The following is a 19,424-nucleotide window of genomic DNA, read 5'->3' as shown; positions in this document are numbered from 1 at the left end:
CCTAGCGAACGCTGTCCCCCCGGCCACTCGAACCGGAACCGCCGTGGCCGGATGCTGTCTGACGTGACCCAGACAACCAAGCCGCCCGAGCGGACCGCCTCGCCGAGCGGCGCCGACCGCCGGCCCCGCCGTATCCACCGCGCCTGGTACGTCGCCGCCGTCACGTTCGTGACAATCATCGGCGCCGCCGCGTTCCGCTCCCTGCCGGGCCTGCTCATCGACCCGTTGCACGAGGAGTTCCACTGGTCGCGCGGCACCATCGGCCTCGCCGTCTCCATCAACCTCGCGCTGTACGGACTGACCGCCCCGTTCGCCGCCGCGCTGATGGACCGCTTCGGCATCCGCAAGGTCGTCGCGGTCGCCCTCGTCGTCATCTCCCTCGGCTCCGGCCTCACGGTGTGGATGGACTCCGCCTGGCAACTGCTCCTGTGCTGGGGGCTGCTCGTCGGGCTCGGCTCCGGCTCCATGGCGCTCGCCTTCGCCGCCACCGTCACCAACCGGTGGTTCACCGAGCGGCGCGGCCTGGTCACCGGCGTCCTCACGGCCGCCTCGGCCTCCGGGCAACTGATCTTCCTTCCGCTCCTCTCCTGGGTCGTGACGGAGCACGACTGGCGGCCGGCCGCCGTGACGGTCGCGCTCGCCGCTCTGGCCGTCGTCCCCTTCGTATGGCTGCTGTTGCGCGACCACCCCGCGGACGTCGGAGAGAAGCCGTACGGGGCGGACGCGTTCGTGCCGAAGCCGCCGCCCGTCACGGGAGCCGCCCGGCGCACGCTGAACGTGCTCCGCGACGCCGCCCGCACCGGCCCCTTCTGGCTGCTCGCGGGGAGCTTCGCGATCTGCGGCGCCTCGACGAACGGCCTGGTACAGACCCACTTCGTGCCCGCCGCGCACGACGAGCACATGCCCGTACAGGCCGCCGCGTCACTCCTCGCCGTCATCGGCGTCTTCGACGTCGTGGGCACGATCGCCTCGGGCTGGTTCACCGACCGCTTCGACGCGCGGCGCCTGCTCGCCGTCTACTACGCGCTGCGCGGCGTCTCGCTGCTCTTCCTGCCGGTCCTGCTCGCGCCGAGCGTCCACCCGCCCATGCTGCTCTTCATCGTCTTCTACGGCCTCGACTGGGTCGCCACCGTCCCGCCCACCCTCGCCCTCTGCCGCGAGCAGTACGGCGACGACAGCGCGATCGTCTTCGGCTGGGTCCTCGCCTCGCACCAGATCGGCGCCGCCCTCGTCGCCTTCCTCGGCGGCGTCGCACGCGACGTCTTCGGCTCGTACGACGTGATGTGGTACGCCTCCGGGGCGCTGTGCGCGGCGGCCGCCCTGATGGCGCTGGTGATCCGGCGCCGCGAACCGGTCGGCGAACCGGTCGTCGCAGGCTCCGTCAGCGTGTGAAGCGGCCGAACACCCCGCGGTGGAACAGGAGCGGGTCCGCGTCGCCCTCCGCGGCGCCGAGCGCGTCCACCCGGCCGACCACGATGAGGTGATCGCCGCCGGTGTGCACGGCCTGGATCGTGCAGTCGATCCACGCCGGCGCCCCGGCCAGGCGCGGCGACCCGGACACGGGCGCCGCGTCGTACACCACCCCGGCGAACTTGTCGGCGCCGCTGACCGCGAAGCCGCGGCAGAGTTCGCCCTGGTCGGCGCCGAGTACGTTCACGCAGAAGACGCCCGCGCGCGCGATGCGCGGCCACGACGTCGACGTACGCGCCACCATGAAGGAGACGAGCGGCGGTTCGAGGGAGAGCGAGGCGAAGGACTGGCAGGCGAAGCCCGCGGGCCCGCCCTCCGGGGACGGCGCGGTGATCACCGTGACGCCCGTGGCGAAGTTGCCCAGCACCCGCCGGAACTCCCCCGGATCGACCGGCACCCGCTCGTCGTCCCCGACCGCCCGCAGCCGCGGATACCCCGCGGCCGCCACCGGCGGAATCCCGACGGGTCCCGGGGCGGGAAGAGCCCCGACCGACTTGAGGTACCGGACAGCGGTGGCCGCCATTCCTGCGTGTCCCATCACACCTTTCATTGAAGCTGACGGGGCGTCAGATTGGAAGGGTGGGGGCGCGGCGGTGCGGGTCGCTCTCGCGGTCCAGCGGTCCAGCGGTCTCGCACGTGCGTGCCCTCGTGCCCTCCTTGCGCCTATCGGCCCCGGTACGTGGGGCTGCGGCGCTCCACGAACGCGGCCACGCCCTCGTTCGCGTCGGCGGTGGTCATGTTGATCTCCTGGGCGGTCGCCTCCGCCGCGAAGGCCGTTGCCCGGTCCGACTCCAGGGAGGCGTTGACCAGTTGCTTGGTCAGGGCCAGGGCCCGCGTCGGGCCCTCGGCCAGGCGTTCCGCCCACTCCCGGGCCGTCTTCGCCAGCTCGTCGGCCGGTACGACGCGGTTGACCAGGCCGATCCGGTGGGCCTCCGCGGCGGACACGGAGTCGCCGAAGAACATCAGCTCCTTGGTGCGCTGCGGCCCCACCAGACGCGGCAGCAGATACGCGCCACCGCCGTCCGGCACGAGGCCGCGGCGGACGAACACCTCGATGAACCGCGCGTCTTCGGCGGCCAGTACGAGGTCGCACGCGAACGCCAGGTGCGCGCCGAGGCCGGCCGCGGTGCCGTTCACCGCCGCGACCACCGGCTTCTCGCAGTCAAGGACCGCCGAGACCAGCCGCTGGGCGCCTCGCCGGATGGTGCGGGCCACGTCACCCGGCACCCGCTCGGCCGCCGCGGGCGCGCCCCGCAGGTCGGCGCCCGCGCAGAAGCCCCTGCCGGTCGCGGTGATCACCACGGCCCGTACGCCGGGGTCGCCGGACGCCTCGTCCAGCAGCGCGATGACGCGTTCGCGCTGGTCCCAGGTGACGGCGTTCATGGCCTCGGGCCGGTTGAGCGTGATCCACGAGACGCCGTTGTCAGTGGCGTGTCGTATCAATGAGTCAACGGGCGGATCGCTGGACAGGGGTCCGGTACCGGGTCGGGCATTGGTGTGGGCGTGGGCGTCGGGGGAGGGTGTCATGCGGGGGTGGCTCCGTTTCGTACGGGATGGGGTGCGGTTGGTGGCAGCCGTGCTCGGCAGCGCCCGCTCGGCACTCGCCCGCCGCGCGTCACGGGCAGGCGGTGGCGGTGCGCCACCGGTGGTCGCCGGTCCTGCGTCACCGGCAGACAGCGGCGGTGCGTCACCGGTAGTCGCCGGTCCTGCGTCACCGGCAGACAGCGGCGGGGCTTCATCTGCCGGCGGCGGCCATGCGTCACCGGCAGACGGCGAGTGCGTCGAGCGCCACGGCTCCCATGCCGCGGGGCAGCACCATCAGCGGGTTGATGTCCAGCTCGGACAGCTCGTCGCCCAGTTCGAGCGCCATCCGCTGCACCCGCTGCACGACCTCGACCAGCGCGTCGACGTCGGCGGGCGGCCCGCCCCTGACACCGTCGAGCAGGGCGCGCCCCCGCAGCTCCGACAGCATCGCCTTCGCCTGGTCGTCCCCGAAGGGCGGCACCCGCACGGCCGTGTCCCGCAGGACCTCGACGAGCACACCGCCGAGACCGACCGTCACCGTCGGCCCGAAGAGCGCGTCGTGCGTGACGCCGACGACCATCTCGACCCCCCGCTCCACCATCTGGCAGACGAGGACGCCGTCCAGGTCGACGCCCTCGTAGCGGGCGATGTCCGTCAGCTCCCGGTAGGCGTCGCGGATCTGGCTGGCGGAGGTCAGCCCCACCTTCACCAGACCCAGCTCGGTCTTGTGGGCGAGCTGCGCCCCGGAGGCCTTCATGACCACCGGATAGCCGACAAGACCGGCCGCGCGCACGGCCGCCGCCGCACTGGTCACCAACTGCTCCCGGGGTACGCGAATCCCGTACGCGCGCAGCAACTGCTTCGCCGCGTGCTCGCTGAGCTGCTGGCCGGGCCGCATCAGCGCCTGCGCCTTGCGGAAGGACGGGGAGGGCGTGCGCGGCGCCTCGTCGAAGGGGGAGCGGTAGTGGGCGGTGAAGCGGTGGTGGTCCAGATGCGCGCGCACCGCCGTGATGCAGTTGGCGAAGGTGCGGAAGGTCGCGACGCGCGAGGAGCCGAGCAGCGTCTCGCGATAAGCGTCCTCGGTGCCCACGGGCGACCCCCACACCACGCAGACCAGCTTGTCCGTCCCCTCCGCCGCGTCCACGAGATCCTGCGCGAGCTGGTCGCTCATCGGCGGGAACGGCCCGGTGATGGGGCAGATGAGCACCCCCACCTGCGGGTCGTCGAGGATCGCGTCGATGATCTTCCGCCCGCGCCAGTCGCCGACGGGGTGTCCGCCGTTGTCCACGGGGTTGGCGACGTCGAGGTACTCCGGTATCCACTGGTGCAGCTCCGCCTGCTTGGCCTCGCCGAGCGCGGGCAGGGACAGGCCCGCCTCCGTCGCCAGATCGGAGAAGTGCGCGCCCGTGCCGCCCGAGATCGAATAGACGACGACGCCCTCGGCCCGCGGCGGGCGGGCCCTGGCCAGCAGCGCCGCGGTGTCCTGGAGCTCGTCGAGCCCGTCGACGCGGATCACGCCGAACTGCCGCATCGCCGCGTCCACCACCGCGTCGGCGCCGGTCAGTTTGCCGGTGTGTGAGGCGGCCGTACGGGCACCGGCCTCGGTGCGGCCGACCTTCACGGCGACCACGGGCACGCCGCGCCGGGCCGCCCGGTCGGCGGCGAGCAGGAAGGCGCGGCCGTCCTTGAGGCCCTCGACGTACGCCGCGATGGCGCCGACCTCGGGCCGTTCGGCGAAGTAGGAGAGGAAGTCGGAGGTCTCCAGGTCGGCCTCGTTGCCGGTGGGCGCCCAGTGCGAGAGGCGGATGCCGAGCTGCTGGAGGGCGAAGACGGGGCGGCCCTGGTGGCCGGACTGGGTGATGAGCGCGATGGCGGGGCCTTCGAGGTCCTCGCGGAAGTGCTCGAAGGCGTTGAGGTTGGTGTTCGGGCCGAGCAGCCGCAGGCCGGAGCGCTGGACGGCGGCGGCGAGCCGGGCCTGGGCGAGGGCGCCCTCCTCACCGGTCTCGGCGAACCCGGAGGCGAAGGCCACGGCGAACCGCACCTTCTCCTCGGCGAGCTGCTCGACGACGGGCAGCGGATCGGCGACCAGAAGGACGGCCAGATCGACCTGTTCGGGCAGGTCGGCGACGGAAGGGAAGCAGGTGATGCCGAAGACTGAGGCACGGGTGGGGTGCACGGGGTGCAGGCGCGCGCCGACACGTTCGGCCCAGGCGATGAGCTGCCGGGTGATGCCGGTGTTGGGCCGCCCCTCGGTGTCCGACGCGCCGACGACGGCGACGGACTCGGGGCGGAAGAAGCGGTCCAGGTCGGGCACGTCGGCGTGCAGCGGCCGGCCGCTGACGTCCAGGTCGTCGGCCGTGGCGGCCGTACCGGCCGTGCCGTGGACGGCGTGTCGGGGGAGTTCGCCGCAGGCCACAACATGCGCGCGGCGGGGGTCGGTGGTGAAGGTGCCGTGAGTCGATCCAAGCATCGGTCCGCCCGCTCCTGTGTGACAGCATTTAACTGACGCCTAGTCAGATTACTGAACTGACGTTGTGTCAGGAATGGTGCTGCACGCAAAGCCTGTGAGCGGGGCGGGTGGCGCGGGTGGCGCGGGCGAACGCGGGCGGCGCGCCGGGCATGGGACGGGAGGGGCGCGCATGCCCTCCCTCCACGGAACCGCAGAATCCGCGCGGTGCCAAGGTCGCGAATCGGCCCCGGGGGAGTGGCGGGGTGGCTGCTGGGGTCAGTGGGGCGGGGCGGTCTCCGGGCTTGGCCTACTCGGCCTTGGCTTCGGCCTTGGTCGCGGTGGCGGGCTCGGCGCCGGTTGCGGCTGGGGCTGTGTCCGCGGCGACGGCGACGGCGGCGGCTGCGGTTGCCGTCCCGGGCTTTGCGCCGGCCTCTGCGGTGGCCTCTGCTGTGGTCCCCGCGGTGGTCCCTGCCGTGGTCCCTGCGGTGGTCGTCGCCGTGGTCCTCGCCGTGGCGAGTGTTCTGGCGATCGACTTCGCGATCTTCTCCGCGTCGAGGGCGAGCTCGCGGAGCATGCCGCTGATGGGGTTGGTGAAGCCGGTGAAGTAGAGGCCGGGCGCCTGCCGGGAGGTGCGGCGGCCGTGGGTGGCCGGGCGGCCGCGCTCGTCGAGGGTGACGTGGTCGCCGACCAGGCTTTCGAGGGCGCGACGGTAGCCGGTGGCCGCGATGACGACGTCCGGGGAGATCACGCTGCCGTCCGCGAGGGCGACCTGGCCGTCCGCGAAGGACCGTACGGCCGCGACCGGCTCGACCCGGCCCTTGCGCACGGCGTTGATCAGGCCGACGTCCTGCACCGGTATCGCCCCCTGCCTGACCCGCGAGTACAGGCCGGTGCCCGGCCGCGGCAGCCCGTACCGGGACAGGTTGGGGACACTGATCATGGCGACCAGTACGGCGAGCCGGTCGACGAGGGCGACCGGCAGCCTGCGGCACAGGATGCCCGTGAGTTGCGCGGGCCACCCGGCGGTGGAGCGGCGCACGATGTGCGGGGCGGTGCGTACGGCGAGGCGGACCCGGGCGGCGCCGCCCTCGGCGAGGTCGACGGCTATCTCGGCGCCGGTGTTGCCGACGCCGGCGACGAGGACGTCCTTGCCGGTGTAGGGGGAGGGGTTGCGGTAGTCGCGGGCGTGCAGGAGTTCACCGGAGTACGTGTCGCGGCCGGGCCAGTCGGGGATGCGGGGCGTGTGGTTGTAGCCGGTGGCCACCACCACCGCGCTGCCGGTCAGCTCCCGGCCGCCCGTCGCGCGCAGCAGCCAGCCGGTTCCGTCAGCGGTGCGTTCCAGGCCGGTGACCTCGACTCCGGTGACGACGTCGATGCGGTGGTGCTCCGCGTACTTCTCCAGGTAGCGGACGAGGTCGTCGCGGGAGACCCACCGCCCGGACGAACGCGGGATCGGCAGTCCGGGCAGCGCGGAGAGCCGCCGCGTGGTGTGCAGACGCAGCCGGTCGTAGTGGCCGCGCCAGGACGCGCCGACGCGCTCGGACTTCTCCAGGACGACTGCGCGGACGCCCCGGGAGCCCAGGGCCGCCGCCGTGGCGAGGCCTCCTGGGCCGGCGCCGATGACGTACACCGGGCGGTCCTGTTGGGCGGCTGGCGGGGATGTCGGGTCGGCCATGACTGGAGAGTAACCGCGCGTCTACTTGATGGGTATCGGTCAAGTCCGGAACCGGCTGCGAATCGATCACGGTTCCACAGGGCCTCACTTCCCGCGTGCGGGGCGCAGGCCTCTTGCGCACCGGAGCCCGGTTGCGCTGAACTGACGTACCGTCAGAAACTCGCGTACGAAATCGTGTACGCAGCCGAAGTGGGAGATGACCGGCATGGACTCGATCTGGCTCACCGGCGCCGAATGGCTCGCCGTGCTCCGCGTGGGTCTCGGCCTGTGGTGGCTGGAGAGCTGGCGCCACAAGGACAAGAAGGGCTGGTTCGAGCGGGGCACGGGGATCGCGTGGGCGGCGGACGTGGCCGGGAAGCACCGGTGGGCGGTGGTCCGCAGCGGCTTCGACACGGTCGTCGCGCCGCGCCCCAAGGTGATGGCGTACGTCGTCGCGTACGCCGAACTCGCCCTCGGGCTCGGCCTGATCGTCGGCTTCCTGACCCCGATAGCGCTGGTCTGCGGCCTTCTCCTCAACATCATCTATCTCGTCCTCATGATCCACGACTGGGCCGAGCAGGGGCAGAACGGCATGATGGCGCTGATCTCGCTCGTCGCCCTCTTCGCCATGTCCTGGCAGACCTGGTCCCTCGACCACGCGCTCGGGCTCTTCTGATGGCCGGGGCCTCGCGGGCGACCCCGCGCTTCGACCTCCCGGAACCGGACGCCTTCACCCGCCCTTACTGGGACGCGGCCGCAGAGGGCACGCTGCTGGTCCGCCGCTGCGGGGCGTGCGGCGTGGCGCACCACTACCCTCGCGAGTTCTGCCCCCGCTGCTGGAGCGAGGACGTCACCTGGGAGCGGGCGAGCGGCCGGGCCACGCTCTACACCTGGTCGGTGGTGCACCGCAACGACCTGCCCCCCTCCGGCGACCGGGTCCCGTACACCGCCGCGGTCGTCGACCTGGCGGAGGGCCCGCGCATGATGACGGAGATCGTCGACTGCGGGGAGGACGCGCTGCGGATAGGGATGCCACTGGAGGTGACGTTCCGCCGGGTGGAGGGGGTGGAGGGGGCGCGGGTGGCGGTCGCGGTGTTCCGGCCGGGGGTGGCTTGACTTGGCGGGGATGGGTGAGCGCCCGGAGCCGGGGTGCGCCCGGGTTCGTTTCTGCTCCGGGAGCCGGGAGCCGGGAGCCGGGAGCCGGGAGCCGGGAGCCGGGAGCCGGGAGCCGGGAGCCGGGAGCCGGGAGCCGGGAGCCGGGAGCCCGGAGCCCGGAGCCCGGAGCGTGCCGCGGGGAGGTTTCAACGTGCGCCCGGCCTCCGGGCGGCGCGGGGAAATTCCGAGGCGTCGGCGCACGTACCGGGGGATCATGGCGCATGGACCCGAACCCCGAACCTGCCCCGCCTGCCCCATCAGCCGTGCCTGCCCCGCCTGCCCCGCCTGCCCCGTCAGCCGTGCCTGCCCCGTCGGTCTCGTTGGCTCCGGGCTCGCCTGCCGCGTCGGCCCGGGGCGGCACCCGTGGCCGCGCGGATGCCTGGCAGTTGACGTCCGATCTCGGCGTCTTCCTCGCCCGTGCCCAGGAGTTCCTGCGCTCTGAACCCGCCCTGCACACCGCACTGCTCAGCGTCACGGACACCCTCCGCGTGCGCGGGCTTCAGGTGTACGGGGACGGGGCGCCCCTCTTCGGTACGTACGCCGGGGCCGACGGAACCGTCAGGGGAGCCCTCGTACGCACCCCGCCCCACCGGCCGCTCCTCAGCCCGCTCAGCGATCTCGGCCCCGAGGCGCCCGAGGCCGCCCTCGCCCTCGCGGGGCGGCTCGCCGAGGCCAGCCCCGAGCTGCCCGGAGTCGCCGCAGACCGCGCCACGGCGGAGATATTCGCCCAGGCCTGGGCGGAGCACACCGGTACCGGCGTGAGCGTCGGCCTGCGGCAGCGCCTGTACCGGCTCGGCACCCTCACCCCGCCCGAGCCCGCCCCGCCCGGGGCTCCGCGCGTCGCCACCGCCGCCGACCGCGGCCTGCTCGCGCGCTGGCACGAAGCGTTCGGCGAGGCCGTGGGCGAGCGCCCCGCCATGGCCGCCGAGGAGTGGGCGGAGGCCCGTATCGCCTATGGCGGCGTCACCCTGTGGGAGACCCCCGACGGCACCCCGGTCGCCATGGCAGGCGTCACCCGCCGCACCGCGGGCCAGGTACGTGTCGCCCCCGTCTACACCCCGGCCGACCTGCGCGGCCGTGGCTACGGCGGTGCCGTCACGGCCGCGGTCACCCGTGCGGCGCTGGACGCGGGCGCGGCGGAGGTACTGCTCTTCACGGACCTCGCCAACCCCACGAGCAACGGCCTCTACCAGCGGCTCGGCTACCGGCCCGTGCGGGACTTCACCCAAATCGACTTCGCCCGCGACTGATCGGGCCGACACGGAAGCGGGTCCACACGTAAGCGGGTCCACACGGAAGCGGGGCGCACGCGGAAGCTTGCCGCCGCCCCGTCAGGGCCAGAGCAGGTCCCGTGCCCAGGTCCCTCCCTCCGCTGGCTTGCGGTACCGGAGCCGGACGTGCCTGCGACGGGCGTCGCCCTGGAAGAACTCGGCCTCCAGGGGGTCGAGGACGTACAGCGTCCACGTCGGCGAGTCCGCGTCGGGCTCGGCCTGGGCGCGGGCCCAGGACGTGTCCGATGCGCGCTCCAACTCCTCGTACGAGCCGAGCACTTCGCTCTGGTGGCCGACGAGCGCCGCGGCGAGCGCACCCGTCGACCGGGCGTGCAGGTCGGCGAGGCTCTCGGGGTGCGGGGCGGTGGTGACGCGGCCCCTGAGCCGGATCTGCCGGCCCTGCGTGGGCCAGTAGAAGTGCAGGGCGGCCTCCGGGCGGGCGGCCAGTTGGCGGCCCTTCGCGCTGCTCGCGTGCGAGGCGAAGTGCCAGCCGCGGTCGTCGGCGTCGTGCAGCATCACGGTCCGCACGTCGGGGCCGCCGTCCTCGGCCACCGTCGCCAGGCCCATGGTGTGCGGCTCGGCCTGCCCGGCGGCCACCGCCTCCGCGAACCACTGGTGGAAGAGGGGCAGCGGCGCGGCGGGAGCCCCGGCCGGATCGAAGCCCGGCAGCTCGACGTCCCAGACCCGCTGGGCCCTCAACAGCTCCTGAAACGCGGTCGGCCCGCCACGGCCCTGCTCGGAAGTCGTCATCCCCCGATTGTGTCCCGCCGCCCACCCAACAGCCGCCGCTACCCACCCCGACCGCCGACAGCCACCCCACCAGAAGCCACCGCTGCCCGGCCCGACCGTCGGCAGTCATCTCGCGCCAATCGCCGCAGGCAAACCTCACCCCCGTCCCAACACCACCGTCCCCGAAGTGCAGAACCAGCCGCCCGTGCCGGAGGCCACCGCCAGTTCTGGGGGGCTGCCGTCCGGGCGGTGGACCTGGCCGGGGCCTGCTTGGCCGCGGAGTTGTCGTACCGCCTCCACCAGCAGGAACAGGCCCCGCATCCCCGGATGCTGGGCCGAGAGGCCGCCGCCGTCCGTGTTGGTCGGGAGCTCGCCGTCCCGCAGCAGGCGCCCCTTCTCCACGAAGGCGCCGCCCTCGCCCTTGCCGCAGAAGCCGAGGTCTTCGAGCGTCACCAGAGTCATATAGGTGAACGCGTCGTAGATCTCCGCGAGGTCGATGTCCGCGGGCCGCACCCCCGCACGTTCGAAGGCGAGACGCCCGCTGACCGCCGCCGGGGAGACCGTGAAGTCCTCCCACTCCGACATCGTCGTGTGCGAGACGTGCTCGCCCGTGCCGAGGACCCACACCGGCCGCGAGGCACAGTCGGCCACGTACTCCTCGGCGGCGAGGAGGACCGCGCAGCCGCCGTCGGAACGTATGCAGCAGTGCAGCTTGGTGAAGGGGTCCGCGATCATCGGGCCCGCGAGCACCTCGTCCACGGTGACCGGCTCGCGGTACATCGCCTCGGGGTTGGTCGCCGCGTTGGCCCGTGCCTGTACGGCGACGGAGGCGAGCTGTTCGAGGGTCGTCCCGTACTCGTGCATGTGGCGGCGCGCCGCCATCGCGTACTTGGCGATCAGGGAGTGCCCGTAGGGGACCTCGAACTGGAGCGGCCCCCGCGCCCCGAAGGAGAGGTTCGACGTGCGCCGCCCCGCCTTGATGTCCGCGCGCGCGGTCGACCCGTACACGAGCAGCACGGCGTCGGCCCGCCCCGCCGCTATCGCCTCCGTCGCGTGCGCCGCCATGACCTCCCAGGTGGCACCGCCGACGGAGGTGGAGTCCACCCAGCGGGGCCTGAGCCCCAGGTACTCGGCGACCTCGACGGGGGCCAGCGTGCCGAGCCCCGCCGAGGCGATGCCGTCGATCACGCCGCGGTCGAGGCCGGAGTCGGCGAGCGCGCGGCGGGCGGCCTGGGCGTGGAGGGCGTAGGGCGTGGCCTCGTCGACCCGACCGCAGTCCGAGAGCGCGACCCCGACCACGGCGACCCTGCGGGGCGCGGAGCGGGTGGCAGGAGACAGCGACGACGTGGACGACGTCGACGGCGCGGATGACGTGGGCGGTTTGGACGACGTGGGCCGCGCGGATGACGTGGGCGACGTGTACGGCATCGATGACATGGACGTCATGAATCTGACGGTACATCAGGTCTAGGCGGTGCGGGCAGTCCCAGCCGCCCCCCCGAGGCCGGCCCACACGGCAGCCCCCGGCCTCACGTCGCCGCTCTGTGCATATCGGCGCCCCAGGCCTAGCATGACGCCCCGTCAGATCCGGGCTCGGCCCACGGGACCCGGGGGAGGAGTCTGCCCATGGACGCCGCCTTCAGTGCGGAACAGGACGAGATCCGCCGCACCCTTCGCGAACTGGTCACCAAGCGCTGCGGGCCCGACGACGTCAAGGCCGCGGCGCGCACCCCGGCGGGCCACGACTCCGCCCTGTGGTCCGCCCTCGCCGAACAGCTCGGCCTGCCGGGGCTCGCGCTCCCCGAGGCGTACGGGGGCGTCGGCTGCACGGCCGCGGAGCTCGCGCTCGGCTGTGAGGAGCTGGGCCGCGCCCTCGCACCCTCCCCGCTCCTCGCCACCGCCGTACTCGCCGCCCCGCTGATCCTCGCGCTCGGTACCGAGGAGCAGCGCGCCGAGATCCTGCCACGCATCGCGGAAGGCCGGCTGACCGCGGCCCTGGCCGTCCCGGGGGCCGGGCTCGCCACCGCGCTCGGCCTGATCGGGGACAACGACGGCGACTGGGCGGGCGGCGGACGCGCCGGCGGCGTGCAGGCGAGGCTCGACGCCGGGACCTGGCGGCTGTACGGGCAGGCCGGGCAGGTGCTCGACGGGCACAGCGCGGGGCTGCTGGTCGTGGCCGCGCACACCGGGGGCTTCGCCCGTTCCCGTACCCTCCTCTTCCTCATACGGGAGGGAGCGCGCGGCATGGCGCGGGCGCGGCAGACGGCGCTCGACGAGACCCGCGCCCAGGCGAGAATCGAACTCCGCGACGTAGAGGCGGAATTGCTCGGCGGTGATGACGCCGCCGATGTGCCGACGGCGCTGGTGGCGGTGGGGGACGTGGCCGCCACCGTTCTCGCGGCCGAGGCCGTGGGGGCGGCGGACCGGGCCCTGGAGCGGACCTTGGAGCATGTGCGGCGGCGCGAGCAGTTCGGGCGGCCGATCGGGTCCTTCCAGGCGGTCAAGCACCGCCTCGCCGACGTGTACGTACAGGTGCAGGCGGCGCGCTCGGCCGCCTACTACGCGGCGTGGGCCGCCGGTGCGGGGGGCGCGGGGTCCGGCGGGGACGGGGCCGCAGGGCCTGGAGAAGGAACCGAGCGGCCCGGCGGGCTCGCGCTCGCGCAAGGGCTCGAAGCTCTGCGGGCCGCCGCTTCCGAGGCTGTGCAGCTGCACGGCGGGATCGGTTTCACCTGGGAGCACGACGCGCACCTCTACTTCAAGCGGGCCGCAGGGGACGAACTCCTCTTCGGGCCCGTCCACCGGCTGCGGGCCAGGGCGGCCGAGCGGGCCGGCCTCTTCACGGGGGCCGTCACGGTGGGGGAGGCCTGCTGATGCCGCCAGGAGTCCGCCTGGTCCAGAAGGTGTCGTCCACCAAGGTCTTCGCGAAGGTCGCGCCGCACGTCATCCCCGCGCTGGACCGCGCCGTGCACCGCCTCACCCGCGGAAAAGTGCTGCTCAGCGCCCAGATGCTGCCCGGCGTCATCCTGACCGCGCGCGGCGCCAGGAGCGGGCTGCCGAGGCGTACGCCGCTGGCCTGCATGCCCGACGAGGCGTCCGGCGGCTGGGTCCTCGTCGGGTCCAACTTCGGGCGCCCCGGTCACCCCGCGTGGACCGCGAATCTCCTCGCGCATCCGGACGCGGAGATCAACTGGCGCGGCACGGACATCGCCGTGCGGGCGCGGCTGCTGGCGGGGGAGGAGCGGGCGGCGGTCTGGGAGGCCGCGCTCGCGTTCTGGCCGCCGTACGCCGCGTACCAGGCGCGGGTGGACCGGGAGATACGGCTGTTCCGCCTGGAGCGGCGCGACCGGTGAACCACGGCCGGCCGCGTGGGTGAAACGCCACGGCGGCGGATCACCTGGGTGATCCACCGCCGGGATGACAGGAAGCCGCCGTAAGGCCAGGTGGCCACCGCAGTGGCAGGAAGCCGCCGTAAGGCAGGAAGCCGCCGTGAGACAGGAAAGGGGCGGCGCGGGGCTGCCGCGGGGTTGCGCCGCGGCGTTACTTCGTGGGCTTCTTGCCCGTCACGCCCAGATGCACCAGCATCGCGAGGTTCGGCTTGAGCTCCGCCGGCTTGACGCCCCAGGTCTGGAAGCCGCGCTGGTGCGAGGCGACCGCGGCGAGCATCGCGACGATGGAGCCCGCCATGGCGGCCGGGCTGACGTCCTTGTCGACCTTGCCCTTGGCCTGGAGCTCCTTGACGGTGTCCGTGAGGGAGTTGTTGACCGAATTGAGGATCTTCATCCGGATCTTGTAGAAGCGCTTGTCGCCCTCGGCGGCGCCCAGGTCGACGACCCGGAGGATCGCGTCGTTCTTGCGCCAGAACTCCATGAAGCCGTCGACCAGCTCCTGGGAGGTCTGCCAGCCCGCCTTGCCGACCCACGACCGGCCTTCGAGGAGCTGGGTCAATTCGGCGCCCTCCGCGGCCATTTGCTCCGCGACCTCCAGGACGGCGCCCTCGACGTCCGGGAAGTACTGGTAGAAGGTCGCTGGTGAAGTCCCCGCCTTCCGGGCGACGTCGATGACTTTGACGTCCCGGTAGGGCGAAGAGCTGAGCATTTCGCTGAGGCAGTCGAGCAGCTTCTGACGCGTCGCCTGACCGCGTCGACCGGCCACGCGGCCGTCGACGGTCCGTACCTGTCCTGTCATGCCGTCAGCTTACCGAGGGGTGATCGGAGCGCGATTCGGCCGAGTGCAAATGGGGTTGGGGCGCGTGAGCGGGGCGTGAGGCGTGCCCGTAAGAATTGACCAGGTGTTCGAATTGCTGTGCTGCGAGCCGGCCGGACCGCCGCTAGCTTGACTGGCATGGACTACGCGGAGCGGAACACGGGGGACGGACACGCGGAGCGGGACGCGAGGGGCGAACACGTCGACCGGGACGCGGGGGACGGATACGCGGAGGGCGTGCCCTGCTGGGCCGACGCGATGCTCCCCGACGTCGAGGGCGGCAAGCGGTTCTACGGAGAGCTCTTCGGCTGGACCTTCGACGAGGGGGTGGGGCCGGAGTACGGCCACTACACCCTGGCGTACCGCGAAGGGCGGGCCGTCGCCGCCCTCGCGCCCAAGGCCGACGGCCGCATGCCCACCGTATGGACGGTCTATCTCGCCACCCCCGACGCCGCCGCGCTCGCCGGGCGGATCAAGGCGGCGGGCGGCTCCATGGTCACCGAGGTCATGACCGTGGGGCGCTTCGGGACGATGGGGCTCGCCGCCGACCCCGAGGGCGCCGTCTTCGGGATCTGGCAGGCCGGCACACACCGGGGCTTCGGCCTGACCCAGGCGCCCGGGGCGTTCTGCTGGACCGAGGTGTACTCCCGCGACAAGAGCCGGACCGACCCCTTCTACGAGGGCGTCCTCGGCTACGAGGGCCACGACCTCGACCTGCCGGGTGTCGCCTTCCGCACCTGGTCACCGGCCGGTTCCGAGCCCGGCCCCGACACGGCCGTCGGCGGGCGCCAGCTCTTCCCCGACGCCGGTGCCGTCGGCGCACGGTCCGCCGACGGATACAGCACCCCCGAGATGCCTCCGCACTTCCTCGTCTACTTCAACGTCGCCGACGCCGACGCCACGACCGCGGCGGCCACCCGGCTCGGCGGTCGCGCGCTCATGCCGCCCACCGACATCCCGTACGGGCGAATGGCGGTGATCAGGGACAACCAAGGGGCGGTCTTCGCGGTCCTCCAGGACTGAAGCGCCCACGGCGGGGCCGCTCGCGGCGCGGTTTTGTCCCGAGACAACCCGAGACACCCCGATCACGCCCCGGGTTCGCCACGGCCGCCCCGGACAGGAAGAATCAGGGTGCGTGCCGCCGGAGCGGCTCGGTGGTGAGACGCTGCACGGGGCTGCCCGCTTCGGCGGCCGCGTACGGGGAGGTGGCAGGGCAAGTGGTGGATCAGCTGACGCAGCACGATCCGAGGCGGATCGGCCCGTTCGAGGTCCTCGGCAGGCTGGGCGCCGGAGGCATGGGCCTGGTCTATCTGGCGCGCTCCGCGTCGGGGCGACGCGTGGCGATCAAGACGGTACGGACCGAGCTCGCCGAGGACCAGCTGTTCCGCGTCCGCTTCACGCGCGAGGTCGAGGCCGCGCGCGCGGTGTCCGGTTTCTACACGGCCGCCGTCGTGGACGCCGATCCGCGCGCCGCCGTGCCCTGGCTCGCCACGGCGTACGTGCCCGCGCCCTCGCTCGAAGAAATAGTGAATGAACACGGGCCGCTGCCCACCCAGGCGGTGCGGTGGCTGGCGGCGGGCGTGGCCGAGGCCCTGGAGTCCATCCACGGGGCCGGGCTCGTCCACCGTGACCTCAAGCCGTCCAACGTCCTCGTCGTCGAGGACGGGCCGCGCGTCATCGACTTCGGCATCGCGTCCGGCGTCTCCAACACGCGGCTGACCATGACCAACGTCGCCGTCGGCACGCCCGCGTACATGTCGCCCGAGCAGGCGAAGGACTCGCGCAGCGTCACCGGGGCCAGCGACGTCTTCTCGCTCGGCTCGACGCTGGTCTTCGCCGCGACCGGGCACGCGCCCTTCCATGGCGCCAACCCCGTCGAGACGGTCTTCATGCTCCTTCGCGAAGGCCCTGACCTGGAAGGACTCCCGGACGACCTCCGTCCGCTGATCGAGTCCTGCATGCAGATGGACGCCACGAGACGGCCGTCCCCCGCCGACCTCCAGACACAGCTCGCCCCGCACCTCTTCGCCTCCGAGAGCGCCGACAACGACGACAGCGGCACCGCCTCCGCCTGGCTGCCCGAGCGGGCCGTCGCCCTCATCGAGGCCCGCAGGGGCGGCCGGCCGCCGGCCAGGGTGCCGGCCACCGCGGGCCGCAGCGGTGGCCGTGGCGCCGCGCCCGCCGCCTCCGTCATCGCGCCGCCGCCCCCGCGGCAGCCGCCGCCCGCGCCGTCCCGGCCGCCGTTCTCGGCCGCGCCCGACGGGGGGCCCGTGCGGCTCGCCGGGGCGAAGGTGCCGATCGGGCCGGGGCCGAGGGTCGCCGCGCGCCCGTCCATCGGGCCGGGGGACTCCGGGCTCGCCGCCTCCTGGACCCGGTCATCGGCGCCCAAGGCCGGGGCGAACGGCGTCGCGCCCGCCGCCGTGCCCGCACCCGCGCCCGCCCCCGACGCGGCGGGCACCTCGTGGCGGCCGTGGCGCTTCCGCATGTCGAACGACGTCTGGGGCACGCCCGCGGTCGCCGGGAACCTCGTCTACGTCACCTCCTTCGAGGTGCACGCCCTCGACGTCGGCACGGGCCGCCGCAGCTTCAAGACGCGGGACGTCGCCTGGTCCATGGCGGTCGCCGACGGCCGCATCCACGCCTCCGACGGGCCCACGCTCTACGCCCTGGACGGCGCCGAGGGCTCCGACCTGTGGCGGCTGCCGACCGACGCCTGGGTGTACTCCCTCCAGGCCGCCCGCGGCACGGTCGTCACCGGCACCCGGGGCGGCGGCGTCCAGGCCTGGGAGGCCGCCAACGGCGAGAAGCTCTGGGAGATCACCGGGGCCCAGACCGACTTCGAGACGCCGGAGGCCGGGCCCGTCGTCGCCGACGGCACGGTGTACGTCTGGAAGGACGCGCGGCTGCGGGCCCTGGAGGCGCGGACCGGCGAGGAGCGCTGGTCCTACCCCGTGGGCGACGCGGCCTCCTGCGGCGGCGTGCCGGTGCGGATCGCCCAGGCGCAGGACGGGTACGTGTACGTCGCCGCCGGCACCCGCGTGCTCGCCATCGACGTGGCCGCCGGGCATGTGCGCTGGCACTTCGAGGCGCCCGCGGCCTTCCTCTGCCCGCCCGCCTTCGCGCCAGGACCCGCCGTCACGGGCGGCGGCGTCTACCTCGCCGACTACCTCGGTACGGTGTACGCGCTCGACGCCACGGACGGGCGTGACCGGTGGCGCATCGCCACGGAGGCACGCTCCTCGATCGAGCCGGTCCTCGTCGCGGACGGCCACGTGCACGTGGGCAGCGGCAAGGGCCTCTACACCCTCGACGCGGTGACGGGCACGCCCAAGTGGCGCTTCCAGGCGGGCGGCGAAGTCGTCGGCGCCCCCGTGGTCGCCGACCGCCGCATCCACTTCGGCTCCACGGACCACCTCCTCTACACCCTGAAGGCCGACGACGGCCGCCTCCGCTGGAAGCTGGCCACCGGCGGCGAGATCACGGGCGCGCCCGTGGTGCGGGACGGGGTGGTGTACGCGTGCAGCAAGGACCGCTGCGTGTACGCGCTGGACGCCGAGCGAGGCACCGGAACGGCGGCAGGCGGAGGCGCCGGGCGGGCTTGACCTGCCCGGCAGGGGTCCGGGCGGAGGTTCCGGGCAGGGGATGACCTGCCCGGCGGGGCCTCACCGCAGCCGGTACTGCCCGCCCCGCCGTTCCCGCCGTCCCCCGAACAGCTCCGCCTGCCGGTCCGGCGGCACGTTCCCCAGCGTGACCAGGTGCGGCGCCTGTGCCAGCGAGGCGGCCAGGGCGGACTCCCTCGCGGACCAGAGGGACCGGACCGTGCCCTGTACCGCCTCCGTGGGGTGGGAAGCGATGATCTCGGCGGCGCGTACCGCCGCCGCGCGCGCTCCGCCGGGCGGGGTGAGCTCCGAGACCAGGCCCACCTCGTACGCCCGTCGCGCCGAGACCCGCTCGGCGGTGCCCATCAGCGACATCCGCGCGGCCTCCCCGTACGGCATGCGCTGGGCCATGTACATCGACTCGTACGCGCTGACCATCCCGTACGTGGTGTGCGGGTCGAAGAACGTCGCGTCCTCGGAGGCGACGAGGAACTCCGCCTCGCCCAGGAGGTAGAACGCGCCGCCGCACGCCATGCCGTTGACCGCGGCGATCACCGGCTTCCAGAGGTCGTTCGCCTTCGGGCCGATCGCGGCGAGCGGATCGTCGATCGTGTACGGGGAGCGTGGCTGCGGCACCTCCACCGAGCGGTCGATCCCCGTGCAGAAGGCCCGGTCCCCCGCACCGGTCACCACGACCGCCCGTACGGAGTCGTCGAAGCGGAAGCCCCGCCAGGCGGCGACGAGTGCGGCCGCGGTCTCCAGGTCTATGGCGTTGTGGCGTTCCGGACGGTCGAGGGTGAGCACGGCCACCCCCGAACCGGCGTCCACGCTCGTCCGCAGCGCGCCGCCCCCCGTCATGGCCGCTCCAGCATCCAGCGGGGCACGGCCACCCCGTCCACGTCCGCGAAGACGACCTGCACCTTCACGCCGATGCGCAGCCGCTCAGGGGCGACGGAGTCCAGCGGGGCGTCGGGCGCGGCGACGAGGTTGCCGACCAGGCGGATGCGCGGGGCCTCGGCGAGCTCGACGACGACCGCGTTGTACGGGGCCTGTGCGGCGTAGGCGGGCAGCAGGGGCGGGTGCGGGAAGACGTACGACCAGACGCGGCCGCGGCCGCTCATGTGGCGCCACTCGCTGTCGAAGGACTGGCAGTGCGGACAGCAGGGCCTTGGCGGCCAGCGCAACTGGGCGCAGGCCGCGCAGGCTTGGATACGGAGTTCGCCTCGGGCGGCGTAGTCCCAGAAGGGGGCGCCGTCCTCGTCGATCGTGGGGCGTAGCAGGGGCTCTGGTGGCGGTGTCTCGGCTGCCATGTCCTGTCCTTTGCCGGGTGCGGGATTCGTGTGGTCGCTCGCGCAGTTCCTCGCGCCCCT

17 protein-coding genes and 1 pseudogene are annotated in these 19,424 nt (G+C 73.6%); 9 read left to right on the top strand and 9 right to left on the bottom strand.

Annotation, left to right across the window (positions count from 1 at the left end):
- Positions 1-51 precede the first annotated feature (51 nt).
- Complete coding sequence (locus ACZ6JY_RS14160; protein WP_469195673.1) at positions 52-1,392, top strand: MFS transporter; 1,341 nt, start codon at positions 52-54, stop codon at positions 1,390-1,392.
- On the opposite strand, the gene ACZ6JY_RS14155 is transcribed toward ACZ6JY_RS14160, so the two are convergent.
- The 4 genes and pseudogenes from ACZ6JY_RS14155 to ACZ6JY_RS14140 all read right to left on the bottom strand — a co-directional run.
- Complete coding sequence (locus ACZ6JY_RS14155) at positions 1,382-2,008, bottom strand: flavin reductase family protein (RefSeq protein ID WP_469195671.1); 627 nt, start codon at positions 2,006-2,008, stop codon at positions 1,382-1,384. The genes ACZ6JY_RS14160 and ACZ6JY_RS14155 overlap by 11 nt on opposite strands.
- 125 nt (positions 2,009-2,133) lie before the next feature.
- The gene (locus tag ACZ6JY_RS14150; RefSeq protein WP_469195669.1) at positions 2,134-2,997 is read right to left on the bottom strand and encodes an enoyl-CoA hydratase/isomerase family protein; all 864 of its coding nucleotides are present in this window, start codon (positions 2,995-2,997) and stop codon (positions 2,134-2,136) included.
- Between the two features lie 232 nt (positions 2,998-3,229).
- The gene (locus ACZ6JY_RS14145) at positions 3,230-5,464 is read right to left on the bottom strand and encodes an acetate--CoA ligase family protein (RefSeq protein ID WP_469195667.1); all 2,235 of its coding nucleotides are present in this window, start codon (positions 5,462-5,464) and stop codon (positions 3,230-3,232) included.
- Between the two features lie 496 nt (positions 5,465-5,960).
- Positions 5,961-7,118, bottom strand: a pseudogene (locus ACZ6JY_RS14140) (flavin-containing monooxygenase); the annotation flags it as partial.
- Between the two features lie 205 nt (positions 7,119-7,323).
- On the opposite strand from ACZ6JY_RS14140, the gene ACZ6JY_RS14135 reads away from it, so the two are divergent.
- From ACZ6JY_RS14135 to ACZ6JY_RS14125, 3 genes are all read left to right on the top strand, one after another.
- A complete protein-coding gene (locus ACZ6JY_RS14135) occupies positions 7,324-7,773 on the top strand; it encodes a DoxX family protein (protein ID WP_469195666.1) in 450 nt (149 codons plus the stop codon).
- Complete coding sequence (locus ACZ6JY_RS14130) at positions 7,773-8,213, top strand: Zn-ribbon domain-containing OB-fold protein (RefSeq protein WP_469195664.1); 441 nt, start codon at positions 7,773-7,775, stop codon at positions 8,211-8,213. The genes ACZ6JY_RS14135 and ACZ6JY_RS14130 overlap by 1 nt, the downstream gene beginning before the upstream one ends.
- A gap of 425 nt (positions 8,214-8,638) precedes the next feature.
- Positions 8,639-9,502: a GNAT family N-acetyltransferase gene (locus ACZ6JY_RS14125; protein ID WP_469195662.1), complete on the top strand. Its 864-nt coding sequence runs from the start codon at positions 8,639-8,641 to the stop codon at positions 9,500-9,502.
- A gap of 81 nt (positions 9,503-9,583) precedes the next feature.
- Here ACZ6JY_RS14125 and ACZ6JY_RS14120 read toward each other — a convergent pair whose 3' ends face one another.
- Both ACZ6JY_RS14120 and ACZ6JY_RS14115 read right to left on the bottom strand, forming a co-directional pair.
- On the bottom strand, positions 9,584-10,273 hold the full coding sequence (locus ACZ6JY_RS14120; protein ID WP_469195660.1) for a pyridoxine/pyridoxamine 5'-phosphate oxidase: 690 nt from the start codon (positions 10,271-10,273) through the stop codon (positions 9,584-9,586).
- A gap of 135 nt (positions 10,274-10,408) precedes the next feature.
- Positions 10,409-11,551, bottom strand: a complete 1,143-nt coding sequence (locus ACZ6JY_RS14115) for a thiolase C-terminal domain-containing protein (RefSeq protein ID WP_469195658.1) — start codon at positions 11,549-11,551, stop codon at positions 10,409-10,411.
- A gap of 46 nt (positions 11,552-11,597) precedes the next feature.
- Between ACZ6JY_RS14115 and ACZ6JY_RS14110 the strand changes: the two genes are divergently transcribed.
- The 3 genes from ACZ6JY_RS14110 (at position 11,598) to ACZ6JY_RS14100 (ending at position 13,602) form a co-directional block, all read left to right on the top strand.
- On the top strand, positions 11,598-11,723 hold the full coding sequence (locus tag ACZ6JY_RS14110; protein WP_469195657.1) for a hypothetical protein: 126 nt from the start codon (positions 11,598-11,600) through the stop codon (positions 11,721-11,723).
- 155 nt (positions 11,724-11,878) lie between these two features.
- A complete protein-coding gene (locus ACZ6JY_RS14105) occupies positions 11,879-13,123 on the top strand; it encodes an acyl-CoA dehydrogenase family protein (RefSeq protein WP_469195655.1) in 1,245 nt (414 codons plus the stop codon).
- The gene (locus tag ACZ6JY_RS14100) at positions 13,123-13,602 is read left to right on the top strand and encodes a nitroreductase family deazaflavin-dependent oxidoreductase (protein WP_469195653.1); all 480 of its coding nucleotides are present in this window, start codon (positions 13,123-13,125) and stop codon (positions 13,600-13,602) included. Before ACZ6JY_RS14105 ends, ACZ6JY_RS14100 begins: the two co-directional genes overlap by 1 nt.
- Positions 13,603-13,789: 187 nt before the next feature.
- On the opposite strand, the gene ACZ6JY_RS14095 is transcribed toward ACZ6JY_RS14100, so the two are convergent.
- Positions 13,790-14,437, bottom strand: a complete 648-nt coding sequence (locus ACZ6JY_RS14095; RefSeq protein WP_447039105.1) for a TetR family transcriptional regulator — start codon at positions 14,435-14,437, stop codon at positions 13,790-13,792.
- 156 nt (positions 14,438-14,593) lie between these two features.
- On the opposite strand from ACZ6JY_RS14095, the gene ACZ6JY_RS14090 reads away from it, so the two are divergent.
- Both ACZ6JY_RS14090 and afsK read left to right on the top strand, forming a co-directional pair.
- Positions 14,594-15,478 carry a VOC family protein gene (locus ACZ6JY_RS14090; RefSeq protein ID WP_469195650.1) on the top strand — a complete coding sequence of 295 codons (885 nt, stop codon included), beginning with the start codon at positions 14,594-14,596 and terminating at the stop codon, positions 15,476-15,478.
- A 194-nt stretch (positions 15,479-15,672) separates the two neighbouring features.
- Positions 15,673-18,057, top strand: a complete 2,385-nt coding sequence (afsK, locus tag ACZ6JY_RS14085; RefSeq protein ID WP_469195648.1) for a protein serine/threonine kinase AfsK — start codon at positions 15,673-15,675, stop codon at positions 18,055-18,057.
- Positions 18,058-18,117: 60 nt separating this feature from the next.
- Here the strand turns inward: afsK and ACZ6JY_RS14080 are convergent, their stop codons facing one another.
- Together ACZ6JY_RS14080 and ACZ6JY_RS14075 are read right to left on the bottom strand one after the other, a co-directional pair.
- A complete protein-coding gene (locus tag ACZ6JY_RS14080; RefSeq protein WP_469195646.1) occupies positions 18,118-18,912 on the bottom strand; it encodes an enoyl-CoA hydratase/isomerase family protein in 795 nt (264 codons plus the stop codon).
- Positions 18,909-19,364 (bottom strand): Zn-ribbon domain-containing OB-fold protein, encoded by a 456-nt coding sequence (locus ACZ6JY_RS14075; protein ID WP_469195644.1) that lies wholly within the window; start codon positions 19,362-19,364, stop codon positions 18,909-18,911. The genes ACZ6JY_RS14080 and ACZ6JY_RS14075 overlap by 4 nt, the downstream gene beginning before the upstream one ends.
- Positions 19,365-19,424 lie beyond the last annotated feature (60 nt).

Source organism: Streptomyces sp. NPDC046335, from assembly GCF_055587985.1.
Note: the sequence above shows the minus strand (reverse complement) of the source record. Positions and strands in the feature narration are given on the sequence as shown.